This window comes from Arthrobacter sp. SRS-W-1-2016 (genome assembly GCF_002009585.1).
GTDB lineage: Bacteria > Actinomycetota > Actinomycetes > Actinomycetales > Micrococcaceae > Arthrobacter > Arthrobacter bambusae_A.
Map to the genome: position 1 here is coordinate 144,650 of NZ_MTPV01000061.1, position 13,367 is coordinate 158,016.

The 13,367-nt window shown below is 63.1% G+C and carries 16 protein-coding genes and 1 tRNA gene; 12 read left to right on the forward strand and 5 right to left on the reverse strand.

The genetic code is table 11. The features are described from left to right. Positions 1-29 precede the first annotated feature (29 nt). From BMF89_RS15870 to BMF89_RS15885, 4 genes are all read right to left on the reverse strand, one after another. Positions 30-1,055, reverse strand: coding sequence for an ATP-dependent 6-phosphofructokinase (locus BMF89_RS15870; RefSeq protein WP_078108065.1), 1,026 nt, complete (start codon positions 1,053-1,055; stop codon positions 30-32). A gap of 159 nt (positions 1,056-1,214) precedes the next feature. Beyond that, positions 1,215-1,472 (reverse strand): PspC domain-containing protein, encoded by a 258-nt coding sequence (locus BMF89_RS15875; protein ID WP_078108066.1) that lies wholly within the window; start codon positions 1,470-1,472, stop codon positions 1,215-1,217. A gap of 45 nt (positions 1,473-1,517) precedes the next feature. Next, positions 1,518-1,823 carry a hypothetical protein gene (locus BMF89_RS15880; protein ID WP_078108067.1) on the reverse strand — a complete coding sequence of 102 codons (306 nt, stop codon included), beginning with the start codon at positions 1,821-1,823 and terminating at the stop codon, positions 1,518-1,520. 1 nt (position 1,824) lies between these two features. Then, positions 1,825-3,312, reverse strand: coding sequence for a PspC domain-containing protein (locus BMF89_RS15885; protein ID WP_078108068.1), 1,488 nt, complete (start codon positions 3,310-3,312; stop codon positions 1,825-1,827). Positions 3,313-3,437: 125 nt separating this feature from the next. Here BMF89_RS15885 and BMF89_RS15890 point away from each other — a divergent pair, with 125 nt between their 5' ends. Both BMF89_RS15890 and BMF89_RS15895 read left to right on the forward strand, forming a co-directional pair. Next, positions 3,438-4,796 carry an ATP-binding protein gene (locus BMF89_RS15890; RefSeq protein ID WP_078108069.1) on the forward strand — a complete coding sequence of 453 codons (1,359 nt, stop codon included), beginning with the start codon at positions 3,438-3,440 and terminating at the stop codon, positions 4,794-4,796. Beyond that, positions 4,793-5,464: a response regulator transcription factor gene (locus BMF89_RS15895; RefSeq protein WP_078108070.1), complete on the forward strand. Its 672-nt coding sequence runs from the start codon at positions 4,793-4,795 to the stop codon at positions 5,462-5,464. Before BMF89_RS15890 ends, BMF89_RS15895 begins: the two co-directional genes overlap by 4 nt. A 116-nt stretch (positions 5,465-5,580) precedes the next feature. Here the strand turns inward: BMF89_RS15895 and BMF89_RS15900 are convergent, their stop codons facing one another. Further along, on the reverse strand, positions 5,581-6,810 hold the full coding sequence (locus tag BMF89_RS15900; protein WP_171983514.1) for a pyridoxal phosphate-dependent aminotransferase: 1,230 nt from the start codon (positions 6,808-6,810) through the stop codon (positions 5,581-5,583). Positions 6,811-7,130: 320 nt separating this feature from the next. Here BMF89_RS15900 and BMF89_RS15905 point away from each other — a divergent pair. From BMF89_RS15905 to rplL, 10 genes are all read left to right on the forward strand, one after another. Next, positions 7,131-7,203: transfer RNA gene (locus BMF89_RS15905), tRNA-Trp, on the forward strand. A gap of 82 nt (positions 7,204-7,285) precedes the next feature. Further along, the gene (secE, locus tag BMF89_RS15910; RefSeq protein WP_059387348.1) at positions 7,286-7,567 is read left to right on the forward strand and encodes a preprotein translocase subunit SecE; all 282 of its coding nucleotides are present in this window, start codon (positions 7,286-7,288) and stop codon (positions 7,565-7,567) included. Between the two features lie 114 nt (positions 7,568-7,681). Beyond that, positions 7,682-8,512: a transcription termination/antitermination protein NusG gene (nusG, locus tag BMF89_RS15915; RefSeq protein WP_078108071.1), complete on the forward strand. Its 831-nt coding sequence runs from the start codon at positions 7,682-7,684 to the stop codon at positions 8,510-8,512. Positions 8,513-8,641: 129 nt separating this feature from the next. Continuing rightward, positions 8,642-9,070, forward strand: a complete 429-nt coding sequence (rplK, locus tag BMF89_RS15920) for a 50S ribosomal protein L11 (RefSeq protein WP_028265119.1) — start codon at positions 8,642-8,644, stop codon at positions 9,068-9,070. A 267-nt stretch (positions 9,071-9,337) separates the two neighbouring features. Then, on the forward strand, positions 9,338-10,045 hold the full coding sequence (gene rplA / locus BMF89_RS15925; protein ID WP_028265118.1) for a 50S ribosomal protein L1: 708 nt from the start codon (positions 9,338-9,340) through the stop codon (positions 10,043-10,045). 111 nt (positions 10,046-10,156) lie between these two features. After that, positions 10,157-10,543: a GNAT family N-acetyltransferase gene (locus BMF89_RS15930; RefSeq protein WP_253190844.1), complete on the forward strand. Its 387-nt coding sequence runs from the start codon at positions 10,157-10,159 to the stop codon at positions 10,541-10,543. A 4-nt stretch (positions 10,544-10,547) separates the two neighbouring features. Continuing rightward, positions 10,548-10,751 (forward strand): hypothetical protein, encoded by a 204-nt coding sequence (locus tag BMF89_RS22460; protein WP_253190845.1) that lies wholly within the window; start codon positions 10,548-10,550, stop codon positions 10,749-10,751. Further along, entirely contained in the window at positions 10,748-11,881 is a 1,134-nt protein-coding gene (locus tag BMF89_RS15935; RefSeq protein ID WP_078108072.1) for a GNAT family N-acetyltransferase, read from the forward strand. Before BMF89_RS22460 ends, BMF89_RS15935 begins: the two co-directional genes overlap by 4 nt. A gap of 302 nt (positions 11,882-12,183) precedes the next feature. Further along, positions 12,184-12,789 carry a 50S ribosomal protein L10 gene (rplJ, locus tag BMF89_RS15940; protein WP_078108073.1) on the forward strand — a complete coding sequence of 202 codons (606 nt, stop codon included), beginning with the start codon at positions 12,184-12,186 and terminating at the stop codon, positions 12,787-12,789. 75 nt (positions 12,790-12,864) lie between these two features. Further along, a complete protein-coding gene (gene rplL / locus BMF89_RS15945) occupies positions 12,865-13,242 on the forward strand; it encodes a 50S ribosomal protein L7/L12 (protein WP_059387353.1) in 378 nt (125 codons plus the stop codon). Positions 13,243-13,367: the final 125 nt, after the last annotated feature.

The following is a 13,367-nucleotide window of genomic DNA, read 5'->3' on the forward strand; positions in this document are numbered from 1 at the left end:
CTGCTGGAAGATTCCTTTGAGGGGCCGGCTCAGCCGAACAGTACCGCGGCTTCGTCGTAGCGGTTCTGTGGGACGGTCTTGAGTTTGCCGAGGGCAGCTTCGAAGCCCACGTGCTCGATGTCGGTGCCCTTGAGGGCCACCATGGTTCCCCAGCGGCCTTCCACGACGGAATCGATGGCTGCCATGCCCAGCCGGGTGGCCAGCACGCGGTCGAAAGCCGAGGGGACGCCGCCGCGCTGGATGTGGCCGAGGATCGTGGCGCGGGTCTCGATGCCCGTGCGGGCTTCGATTTCGGGGGCGAGCTGGTCCGCGATGCCGCCCAGGCGCGGCCGGCCGAAGGTGTCAAGGCCGCGTTCGGAATGCGGGGCTTCCATGTGGTCCGGGACAAATCCCTCGGCAACAACAATCAACGGTGCGCGTCCACGATCGTGGGCTTCCTGGACCCATTCCGTGATCTGCTCGATGCTGACTTTCTGCTCGGGGATCAGGATGGCATGCGCGCCCGCAGCCATGCCCGCGTGCAGGGCGATCCAGCCCACGTGGCGGCCCATGACCTCGGCGATCATGCAGCGGTGATGGGATTCTCCGGTGGTGCGCAGCCGGTCGATGGCTTCCGTGGCGATCTGGACGGCGGTATCGAAGCCGAAGGTGTAGTCGGTGGCGTCGAGGTCGTTGTCCACGGTCTTGGGGACGCCCACGATCCTTAGGCCCGCGTCGGTGAGGCGCTTCGCAGCGGCCAAGGTGCCTTCGCCGCCGATGGCGATGATCGCGTCGATGCCGAGGCGGTCCATGTGGGCCTTGATGACATCCGGCCCCCCGCCGTTCTCGAACGGGTTGGTGCGGGACGTGCCAAGGATGGTTCCACCCTGTTTGGCGATACCGCGGACCATCGTGCGGGGAATGTCGATGACGTCGCCCTCCACGACGCCCCGCCAACCATCCCGGAAACCGACGAATTCCTGGCCGTGGATGGCAATTCCCTTGAGGACGGCGCCGCGGATGACGGCGTTGAGTCCGGGGCAGTCGCCACCGCTGGTAAGGATTCCAATTTTCATGAGGGCTCAAATCCTGGCTAGGAGGTATACGTGCAGAGCGCCACGCTGAGCTCACAACGATTGTAGGGGGAAATGTGGGGTGGGACACAAACCATGACCACCGCCGTGGATGAGACTTTTGAAATAACCAGGAAACAGCCCGGGCAAGCCCGGGCTGTGCTAGTTCTTCCCTTGCGAACGCTGGGTGAGGAAAGATTCCAGCGCAATGTCGCCCCTTTGGTTGGGAAGCAACAGCCACGCCACGATGTAGATGAGCACGGCTGGCCCGGGTAGCAGGCAGAAGATCAGATAGCCGATGCGGACGTAGGCCACGTCCACGTTCAGTTTGGCGGCGATGCCACCGCACACCCCGCCGATCAAACGCTGCGGACCGCGCTTCAGGCCGATGCCTCGTACGATGCTGAAGAACTTGTTCATGGCTAGAGCCTTCCGTGTTGTGGCTGCTTTGTCACGTGCTTCTTGCTAGCGGTGGCCGGAATCGGCGGCGCCGGTCCCGGAGTCAGGGCCGGACCCGCTGCCTTTTCGGGAGCGCGCCGACACCAGCCCTCCGATCACGAGCGCCGCACCTGCTCCGATCATGAGCCCGATCAGCACATAGTTGCCGTTGAGGGCCACGAGGCCGAGTTTGGAAATGATGATCAAGGCTGCGAGAGCCAGGACGATCAGCCCCCAGACGACCGTGCCCACCCTTGCCCGGGCTTGGGGCGAGGATGCAGGCGCCGGGACGGGGTCTGGTTCGAATGCCCGCGTGGGTTCGTGGGTGCTCATGTCAGTTTCCTTCCTGGACGGTGACGTTGCTGAACGTTCCGTTGAGTTTGACGACCAGCTTGGCGCCGGGCTTGTCCATGTTGAAGCTGTCCAGGGTGCCACCGTTGCTTTGGGCGACGGCACTACCGTCCTGCTTGAGGTTCGCAAAGGTCATGTCTGCCTGGACCTCCACCGGCACTGTCGAGGGGACGAGGAGTTTGATGTTGCTTGCGGTCACGTCCATGGGAACCACGACGTCGGAACTCAGCGGTGCGCTCAGGTTCAGTTTGGTCAGGTCGACGGTCCCGTTGGCCCCGGTGATGTCGAAGCCTTTGCGGGCATCGTCGATGCTCACAGGATTCCACTGGGCATTCTGCAGGCGGAAGTGGTCCGCGTTGGGGGCGATGTTGAAGATGCCCCCGATCACGAGCGTCGCGATGGCAAGGAAGCCGAGCAGCCCCGACGTGCGGCCACGAAGCCCGGCAACCAGGATGCCGAGGCCGAGGACTGCGGCGCCCGTGGCCCAGACCACTGCATTGGCGGCGTCGCCCAGGTGGATGACGTTGCCGGCGTCGAGCAGCTTGATTGTTCCGCCGCCCAGCAGGGCCGCGCCCGCAGAAACCGCTACGATCGCCGCGCCCGGTCCCTGCCGCCTCTGCCGCTCGGGACGCTCGGGGTGATGGGGTGCGCCGGCCGGTGGGTAGGGGCCCGTGGGATTGACGGGACCTGAAGGGGTCCCGGGGCCGCCGGCCCCGTAATTGCCAGCTCCGTAAGCCCCGGCGCCGTAAGTCCCAGGCCCGGAAGTCCCGGCGCTGTAGGGGCCCGCGCTGTACGGGCCGGCCGGATAGCCTGCCGAGGCCTGCGTGCCTGTGTCGCCAAAGGAACCTGGAGCGGCCGCATAGTGGTGTGGGCCCATGCTCTGCCTACCGCTGCGGGCTTTGCTGCGCTGGACCAGGAAATAGATCAGGTAGACGATGCCGCCTACCCAGAACAGCGTCCAGAGGATTCCGGGAACGCCGTTCCAGCCCCATCCCCAGAAGCCGCGGCCGAGGCTTGGCAATCCGATGATGGTTGTGATGAGGGCGCCGGTCATGCCTGCGGACCAGCGGCCGGCCCCGGCTTCCTGTGCATGGATGCGGCCATCGGGTTCGGGCAGGAGCGCCCAGGCGATGCCGTAGAGCAGGATGCCGATACCGGCGAAGAGGGTGAGGATGATGAAGATGCCGCGGACGATCAAGGGATCGATGCCGAAGCGGTGCGCGATGCCGCTCGCTACGCCGCCCACCCACCGGTCCCGGCCACGGCTGATGCCTTGGCTTCGGATCCAGGTGAAGAAGTTCTGCGGGGGAGCGGGCACAGCGTAGTCCGGAGCCGCGCCGCCGGTGTCGCCGGCGTTGGGCTGGGCCGGCTTCGCGGGCGAGCCCGCCCCGGCAGGGTGGCTGGATTCTGCAGTTTGTCCGGGCTCCGGTGCTTGTCCGGGGTCCTCGGGATTCATGCTGTTCGCGTTCATACTTCGATCTTGCCGCCCCGCGGCGCAGCCCTCTATTGGGGGATACCCTGAACGTTCCCTGAGTGGCCCCCTGAGATGCCCTGGCTTCGAGCGCCGAAGGCCCTGATACGTGTTTGGATGGATTCATGACAACCGCCATGCAACGCCCGCCGCTGGTCCGAAGCGGCGACCGGATGATTGCCGGCGTGTGCAGCGGCCTGGCGGACCACCTGGGCTGGCCCGTGAAGTACATCCGGCTCGGTATGGTCCTGGCCTCGTTCGCAGGGGGCGCGGGCGTGGTCTTCTACGCGTGGCTGTGGGTCATGGTGCCCACTGCCGACGAAAGCGCCCGCCGCAATAGCCGCCGGCCGGCGTCGCCCATTGCTCCCGCGGTGAGCATGCCTCCTTCGGTGGGCATACCCCCCGATTTGGCAGCGCCCGACGCCGGAGCGCAGCCCCTGCCGCTGTCCGCCCCGGCGCCCGTCGTCGCCTCCTGGTTCAAGTTGAAGCGCATCCAGTACGGGAAGGAAATCCTCCTGGGAGCGGGCCTCCTCCTAGTGGCTGCCATCCTCATCGCCCGGCAGTTCGGCGTCGAAGTCCCGCTCGGCACGCTGATCCCCGCAGCGGCCATACTCGGCGGAGCGGCGATTGCCTGGATGCAGCTGGACGAGACGCGCCGGGCCGGACTGGTGGACAAGACCAAGGCCGACCAGGCCGGCGGCTGGGTCCGCCTCGCCGCAGGCCTGGCCCTCGTGGTTGCCGGTGTGTTGGTCATGGTGTCCGGTTCCGGCTCGTGGGAGCAGACTTGGCTCGCCCTGTTGGCTTCCATCGCCGTGTTGGGCGGCGTCGCCCTGGTGCTGCTGCCGTGGGGCTTGAAGTTCTGGAAAGACCTTGAAACTGAACGGGCGGCGCGGGTCCGGGAGACCGAGCGGGCCGAGATTGCCGCCCACTTGCACGACTCGGTACTGCAGACGCTCGCCTTGATCCAGCGCCGGGCCGGTTCCGAGCAGGACGTGGTCCGCCTCGCGCGTGCCCAGGAGCGTGAGCTGCGCACCTGGCTGTACCGGGACGCCGCCAAGGACTCGGGACTCCTGGCGGAGCGGATAGCCGCGGCCGCAGCCGAAGTGGAGGACGCCCACGGACACCCGGTCGACGTCGTCAGCGTGGGAGACGCAGCCATGACGGACCGGCACGAAGCACTCGTCCTGGCGGCCCGCGAGGCGATGCACAATGCCGCCAGGCATGGCGGCGGAGCCGTGTCCGTCTATCTCGAGAGTTCCGACTCGGGCAGCGAGGTCTTCGTCAGGGACCGCGGACCCGGCTTCGACCCGGATGCCGTCCCCGAAGACCGCCTCGGAGTCAAGGAATCAATCATCGGTCGGATGAAACGCCACGGCGGCACAGCGGTCATCGACAGCAGTTCCGAGGGCACGGAAGTCCGCCTGAAACTGCCTGTCGAGAACGCCGACAAAGCAGAAAACCGAAACGGAGACGCCAAAGCATGAATGCCTTATCAGAGCAAGTGGAGCGGAGCGTGCGCGTGGTGATCGTGGACGATCATGCCATCTTCCGGTCCGGGCTGAAGGCCGACCTCGATTCCAGGATCGACGTCGTGGGCGAAGCCGGAACAGTGGAGCAAGCCATCGCCGTGATTGCCGAGGTTCAGCCTGAAGTGGTGTTGCTTGACGTCCACTTGCCGGGCGGACTTGGCGGCGGCGGACGGGAAGTCATCAGCGGGTCCTCGGCGTTGCGCGGGAGCACGAGCTTCCTGGCCTTGAGCGTCTCGGATGCAGCCGAGGACGTCGTGGCCGTCATTCGGGCAGGTGCCCGTGGCTATGTCACCAAGACCATTTCCGGCCCCGAGATCTCCGACGCTGTGATCCGAGTGGCCGACGGCGACGCCGTCTTCTCGCCGCGGCTCGCAGGATTTGTCCTGGACGCGTTTGGAACGTCTCCTGCCGAGATCGCCGACGACGAACTCGACCGGCTCTCCGCGAGGGAACTGGAAGTCATGCGCCTCATCGCCCGGGGCTACAGCTACAAGGAGGTGGCCAAAGAGTTGTTCATTTCCATCAAGACCGTCGAAACCCATGTCTCGGCAGTGCTCCGCAAGCTCCAGCTCTCCAGCCGCCACGAACTGACCAAGTGGGCCGCCGAGCGCCGCCTCCTCTGACGCCCGCTCACCTTTGGGGGTTTAAACCCAAACGCCCGCTCACCTTTGGGGGTTTAAACCCAAACGCCCGCTCACCTTTGTCCCAAGGTGAGCGGGCGTTTGTGCAGGCGCGCTGGTTACTTGGCCTGGCCGAGGAATTCCTGAAGGCGTCGAACGCCTTCGGCGAGGTCGTCGTCGCCCAAGGCGTACGAGAGGCGCACAAAACCGGAGGGGCCGAAGGCCTCGCCCGGAACAACAGCGACCTCAACCTCGTCGAGGATCAGTGAGGCAAGCTCAGCGGACGTTGACGGACGGACAGGACCGTTCGACGTCGGGAACTCCTTGCCCAGCAGCCCACGGACATCGGCGTACACGTAGAAGGCGCCGGTCGGCGTCGGGCATTCCACGCCCTCGATCGCGTTCAGTCCGGCGACAATCGCCTTGCGGCGGCGATCGAAGGCCACCTTCATCTCGTCGACGGCGGTCAGCGGACCGGAGACTGCCGCGAGGGCTGCGATCTGCATGATGTTGGAAACGTTCGACGTCGCGTGGGACTGGAGGTTGGTGGCGGCCTTGATGACGTCGGCCGGGCCGATCATCCATCCAACGCGCCATCCCGTCATGGCGTAGGTCTTGGCGACACCATTGAGGATGACCACTTTGTCGCCGAGTTCGGGGGCGGCAGTGGCAATCGAGGTGAAGGGCACGCCGTCGTACGTCAGGTGTTCATAGATCTCGTCGGTGACCACCCAGAGGCCCTTGGCCGCAGCCCATTTTCCGATCTCGGCCACTTGTTCGGCGCTGTAGACAGCCCCGGTCGGGTTGGACGGCGAAACGAAAAGCAGGATCTTCGTCTTGTCGGTGACCGCGGCTTCGAGCTGCTCCACGGTGACCAAGTAACCCTGCTCGGGGCCGGCGAAGACCTCAACGGGAACGCCTCCGGCCAAGCGGATCGCCTCCGGGTAAGTGGTCCAGAAAGGCGTAGGAATGATTACTTCGTCGCCCGGATCGACAAGTGTGGCGAAGGTGTTGTAGACGGCCTGCTTGCCGCCATTGGTCACCATCACCTGGGAAGGGTCAACCTTGTAGCCCGAATCGCGGAACGTCTTGTCCGCGATCGCCTTCTTCAGCTCCGGCAGGCCGGCAGCGGGGGAGTACCGGTGGTACTTCGGCTGGGCGGCGGCCTCGACGGCGGCCTTGACAATGTAGTCGGGGGTCGGGAAATCGGGCTCCCCGGCGCCAAAGCCGATCACGGGGCGACCCGCTGCCTTGAGCGCCTTGGCCTTGGCGTCAACGGCAAGGGTGGCGGATTCGGCGATGGCGGAAATTCGCTGTGAAATGCGGGCGGCAGGTATTCCGGCAGACATTTAAAGCACCGTTCTTCGCGGGCAGCTCATGAGCTGGATGGTGGGATTCGACGGAATCTACTTTATGCTGTTCTGCGGAGCTATCGGGCTAACGTCGGGAAAGTGACAGTGTGCGCTGATCAAGCGGGCACTGATCAGCCGCCAGGCCTGAACGCTCCGGAAATGGCCCGGTTCGACTATCGCGACGTTGTTGCGTAGACTGGTTCACCGGTGTTGAAAAACATCACAATGGTTCGCGCCCCAGACTGGCTCCGGATTCCCGTGTTGTTCGGGGTTCCTTGGCTTTGATGGAGTGTGGCCAAAATATGGATTCGTTCCATAGGGTAGTGGCGCAATTGGTAGCGCAGCGGTCTCCAAAACCGCAGGTTGCAGGTTCGAGTCCTGTCTGCCCTGCGCAAGCTGTTCCGGGGTTCTCCTTGGAACAAGCGCAGCAACCATGGCTCTGATCAGAGTCGGGTCAACGACGTTTGCATAGATGAGTGAGGATCAGGTGACCGAAACAGCTGCGAGCAGCTCGAAGGGCCGCCCTGCCAAGAAGTCCGATTCCGGCCTCTTCGCTCGAATTGCGCTTTTTGTCCGCCAGGTAATTGGTGAACTCAAGAAGGTAGTTGCCCCCACCCGCAAGGAACTGGTCAACTACACAGTCGTGGTGCTGGTGTTCGTGGCCATCATGATGCTTGTCGTCACCATCCTGGACCTGGCTTTCGGTACGGGAATCAAATGGGTTTTCGGCGCTACTGGCACCACGAACCACTAAGCGGATCGCTCCGCAAACCGCGTGGAATCCCCGGAAAATCAAGGGATTTCGCAGGGTTTGCGGAATTGAGCCATTTAAATAGGCATGTTAGGCAATGAGGAAGCAGGAGACCAAGTGTCTGAGCAGGAGCTCGAGGTAACTGAGACTGAGCTGGATGGGCCCGCTGAAAGCACGGCCCACGCCACGGCTGACGCCGTGGAAGGATCCGAGGTCGATTCTGCTGCGCCCGAAACTGCCGACGTCGACGACGCCGACCAGGATGAGTCCGAGGCCGACGAGTCTGCAAACGACGCCGATGCGTCCGACGCCGACGCCCTGGCCGCCGCTGCAGCCGTAGCGCCCGCGGACCCCGCTGAGGAGTTCAAGGCCAAGCTTCGCCGCCAGGAGGGTGACTGGTACGTCATCCACTCCTACGCCGGCTACGAAAACCGCGTCAAGGCCAACCTTGAGACCCGCATCCAGACCCTGGACATGGAAGATTACATCTTCGAGATCCAGGTGCCCATGGAAGAAGTCGTTGAGATCAAGAACGCCCAGCGCAAGATCATCAACCGCGTACGCATTCCGGGTTACGTCCTCGTCCGCATGGACCTGACTGACGCGTCCTGGGGCGCCGTCCGCCACACCCCCGGTGTCACCGGATTCGTGGGCAACGCACACAACCCGGTCCCGCTTCGCCTCGACGAGGTCTTTTCGATGCTGGCTCCGGTCTTCGAAGAGCAGCAGGCCGAAAAGGGCAAGCCGGTCAACAAGCAGCACCAGACGCCCGTCGACATCGACTTCGAAGTTGGCGAGTCCGTCATCGTCAAGGAAGGTCCGTTCGAGACCCTTCCCGCCACGATCTCGGAGATCAAGATGGATTCCCAGACGCTTGTGGTCCTGGTGTCGATCTTCGAACGCGAAACCCCGGTTACGCTCGCATTCAACCAGGTCACCAAGATCTAGTTGATCCAAGAATTTCGCCCCGCGGTTGCCCGCTTAGCAGCCACGGAGCGGCCGGTCGCCTTGCCATGGCGGCCATCAACCTGAGGCACGCTCCTGTGTCCTAGGAAGTTATTGAGAGAAGGACCTACATTGGCTCCCAAGAAGAAGGTCACCGGCCTCATCAAGCTGCAGATCCAGGCAGGTGCCGCCAACCCGGCCCCGCCGATCGGTCCTGCGCTTGGCCAGCACGGTGTCAACATCATGGAATTCTGCAAGGCGTACAACGCTGCAACGGAAGCCCAGCGCGGAAACGTTATCCCGGTTGAAATCACGGTCTACGAAGACCGTTCCTTCACCTTCATCACCAAGACCCCGCCGGCTGCAGAGCTCATCAAGAAGGCTGCAGGCGTTGCAAAGGGTTCGGCCACGCCGCACACGGTCAAGGTTGCCAAGCTGACCCAGGCACAGGTCAACGAGATCGCCACCACCAAGATGGAAGACCTCAACGCCACCAGCCTTGAGGGCGCTGCCAAGATCATTGCCGGCACCGCACGCTCCATGGGCATCACTGTCGAATAGTCGAGGAATGAACGGACGGTGAGGGCTGAGGAATGAAGCACTCGCCGGAAGTGAGTCCCGGAGACTTTCGACAATTAGATACCGTCGAGGGTTAATTCCCCTCACCGCTTCATGGCGTCTGTTCGGGAACTGACGACGCCGGAGCGCACCGCCGGGAAACCGGCATCATTGAAACATTGAAAATGTTGGAGATCCACGCCGGATCTCCAACTGTGGCAGGGCCCAGCGCGGTCCGCAGACCACAACTGCACAAGGAGAATAAGCAGCATGGCAAAGCGCAGCAAAGCATATGAGGCAGCCGCAGCCAAGATCGAGGCAGACAAGTTCTACGCCCCGTTCGAGGCCATCAAGCTCGCCAAGGACACCAACCCGTCCAAGTTCGACGCCACCGTTGAGGTCGCTTTCCGTTTGGGCGTTGACCCGCGCAAGGCCGACCAGATGGTCCGCGGCACCGTCAACCTGCCGCACGGCACGGGTAAGACTGCCCGCGTCCTGGTTTTCGCAACGGGCGACAAGGCAGAAGCAGCAATCGCTGCAGGCGCCGACTTCGTTGGTTCCGATGACCTGATCGAAAAGATCGCAGCCGGCTGGACCGACTTCGACGCCGCAGTGGCAACCCCTGACCTCATGGGCAAGGTTGGCCGCCTCGGTAAGGTCCTCGGCCCGCGTAACCTCATGCCGAACCCGAAGACCGGTACCGTGACCGCAGACGTCACCAAGGCCGTCAACGACATCAAGGGTGGCAAGATCGACTTCCGCGTCGACAAGCACTCGAACCTGCACTTCATCATCGGCAAGGTTTCCTTCGACGAACTGAAGCTGGCCGAGAACTACGCAGCTGCCCTGGAAGAGGTGCTTCGCCTGAAGCCGTCCGCTTCCAAGGGCCGTTACATCCAGAAGGCTACGGTCGCCACCACGTTCGGCCCGGGCATCTCGGTTGACCCGAACGTCACCAAGGTCCTCACCGAGGCGTAAGCCACCGGGAGCATCGACTCTGAAAGGACCGTCCGGCATTCGCCGGGCGGTCCTTTCGTCGTATGCGACCGGCACCTATCGCGGGTGGCGGCCGCTCGTTAGGCTGAGGGCATGACAGGCCGGCTTCCGGATTTCAGCATCCACGAGCTCAACCTGCCGGACTCCCTGAATGGGCCGGACAGCAAGGATTTCCGGGAGCTCTCTTCCGTGATGGACACCATGGTGTTGGAAACATGGGGAAGCCTGGACAGGGCACTCTCTGCGCAGGTCCGGCTCGCGGGATGGCGCGATACCCCGTACGAGGCATCGAGGAATTTCTTCGGCCGGGTCGACGGACGCATCATCGGGCATGCCTCCTGCTTCGTTCCACTCACGGATAAAGTCCATACCGCGTGGCTCCACCTAGATGTCCTGGATGCGTACCGCTGGCGTGGAATCGGAACCGCATTGCTCCGCACCGTCGAGGAGGTTGCGGGGGCGGGTGGCCAAACAAGATGACACTTTGGTGGCAAAGCCCCACCGCGGCCACGGACTGGGAATGCTCGTCAAACTGGCCAATCTGCGCAGGCTTCAAAAGGAATATCCGGAAGTCGAGCGCGTCATGACTTTTAACGCCGAGGAAAACGAACATATGCTGTCCATCAACGTACAGCTCGGCTTCAAACCGGCGGGATACGACGGCGAATGGCAAAAGAGGATCAAATGACGAGCACGGTGGAGATCGGCCAACTCTGGATCCCTGATTCCCTTGACGCCAATGACGCGAAGGACTTCCTTGCCGCCGTCGAAGTCAGCCGCCGGGTCCGCATGCAGATCTGGGGCACGGACGATCTCGCTTACACCCCGTTGGAAAAGCTGCTCGAACTCGGCGATCCTTACGAACGCCAGGTCATTCTCGTGGCCCGCGTTGACGGGCGCATTGTCGGCACCGTGGACATTGCGCTGCCCCTTGCCGACAACATGGACCTCGCCGAGTTCACCTTGGACATCCTCCCTGAATTCCAGCGCAGGGGCGTCGGACGGCAGCTTCTGGAAGCTGCCGAACATTTCGCCAAAAGCGAGGGCCGGACGATGATCATGGTGGACACCAACCACCCTGCCGAGTCCCTGCGCGGCGGTGCCGAGGGCCAGCTCGTGCCTGGCAGCGGCCTGGGCTTCGTTCCTTTGGCCAGCCGCGAGGTCGATTTTGCCCGGCGAACCGGCTACACCCTCCAGCACATCGAACAATTCAGTTCCTGCGCGCTCCCGCTGGATTCAAAGCTTGTTGCCGAGCTCGAGGCCGAAGCCGAAGCCGCGAACGCCGGCCGTTACCGGGTCCACCACTGGACCGACCGTTGCCCTCAACAGTGGCTCGAAGCCGTGGCCGCGCTGGAGAACGCGGCCGGGGAAGTGGTGTCCGAAGGCAATGACGCTGCGGAGGCCGAGCAGCAGCAGTTGGTGTTCGACGCCGGTGTGTTGCGTCAGGCGGAAGACGCCGCCGTCGCGCAGGGGCGCCGAACGGTAGTCACCGCCGTCGAGCACGTCGCCAGCGGACGCATCGTCGGGCTGACCACCATCGGCGTGCTGGCACAACGCCAGGATGTCGTCTTCCAGGACGACACGATCGTCCTGCAGGAGCACCGGGGAAACAAGTTGGGACTCCTCATCAAGGTCGCCAATATGCAGCGCCTCAGCGAACAGTTCCCCGACGCCCGGGTGATCTATACCTGGAATGCCCCGGAAAACCGGTACCTGCTGACCGTCAACAAACAATTGGGGTTCACCACCGCCGGGGTCACCGGTCTGTGGCAGAAGGAACTGCCGAACATGGGCCCGAGGGTCACCTCGTCCGAGTGAGCCGGCGCGATTTGGCGATGCACTTGCCCGTCCCGTAAGCTTGAACTACCAAAGACCGTCGGTTGATGGGAATCCACTCCTCCGGGCACAGCTCAACTCTGTAGCTATGTGCGGAAGAACCAAGTGGTTTCCTAGACGAAGGACCCTGACAAAGGGCGGCCGGCGCAGGTGAACGAAGCAAATCTCCACGATCGTAGGATTGTGTTGAGCCAAGCCCCGTGCATCTGCGCGGGGCGTTTTTTAGTTGCAGCTCTTTTGAGCGGGGACCCGGAAGACCGGCTTTATTCCCCGGAAGGAGGGTTATGGCAACGCCAAGCAAGATCTCCGCAGTAGCTGAGATCACCAACGATTTCAAGGAATCGAACGCCGCTGTCCTGACCGAATACCGCGGGCTCTCTGTTGCACAGCTCAAGCAGCTGCGTGTTTCTCTCGGCCTGGACACCAAGTTCTCGGTCGTCAAGAACACCCTGACCGCCATTGCAGCCAAGGAAGCTGGTGTCGAAGCATTCGACGGTCAGCTCGCCGGCCCCACTGCAATCGCATTCATCAAGGGTGACGCGGTTGCTGCCGCCAAGAGCCTGACGGACTTTGCCAAGGCCAACAAGCAGCTGGTCATCAAGACCGGCTACTTCGAAGGCAAGGCACTGAACGCAGCAGAGGTTGCCGCACTGGCAGCCCTCGAGTCCCGTGAGCTGCAGCTCGCCAAGGTTGCAGGCATCCTCAAGGCACCTGCTGCCGCGGCTGCACGCATCATTGACGCTCTGCGCCTCAAGCTTGAAGAAGAGGGCGGCGCTGTAGCACCGGCCGCTGAAGAAGCACCGGCTGCCGAAGAGGCTCCCGCCGAGGCTGCTGCGGAAGAGGCTGCCGCTCCGGCTGAAGCCGCTGAAGCAGCAACCGAAGAGAACTAAGTTCTCCCCACTCAAACTCCGGTGCAGTAACGGACGACGTCCGTGGCGGCACCACCTAAAGGAAGGACGCCAAACATGGCGAAGCTCAGCAACGAAGAGCTCATTGAAGCTTTCAAGGAACTGACCATCATCGAGCTCTCCGAGTTCGTCAAGCTCTTCGAAGAGACCTTCGAAGTTACCGCTGCTGCTGTTGCAGTCGCCGGCCCTGCCGGTGGCGCTGCTGCTGAAGAGGCCGAAGAGAAGACTGAATTCGATGTCGTCCTCGAAGCTGCCGGTGACAAGAAGATCGCAGTGATCAAGGAAGTCCGCGCCATCACCTCCCTCGGCCTCAAGGAAGCCAAGGACCTGGTTGACGGTGCACCGAAGGCTGTTCTCGAAGGCGCCACCAAGGAAGCCGCTGAGAAGGCCAAGGAGCAGCTCGAAGCTGCCGGCGCCACGGTTACTGTCAAGTAACTCGGCTTTTCGGGAAGCCCCGTCCGGATTCGTCCGGGCGGGGCTTCCGGGTTATAGGACAAAACGTGTGTAAATCCCGGGCGCGTCATGATCGTCCTGCCCAGCCTGTGCGGTGCCAGAGTCCT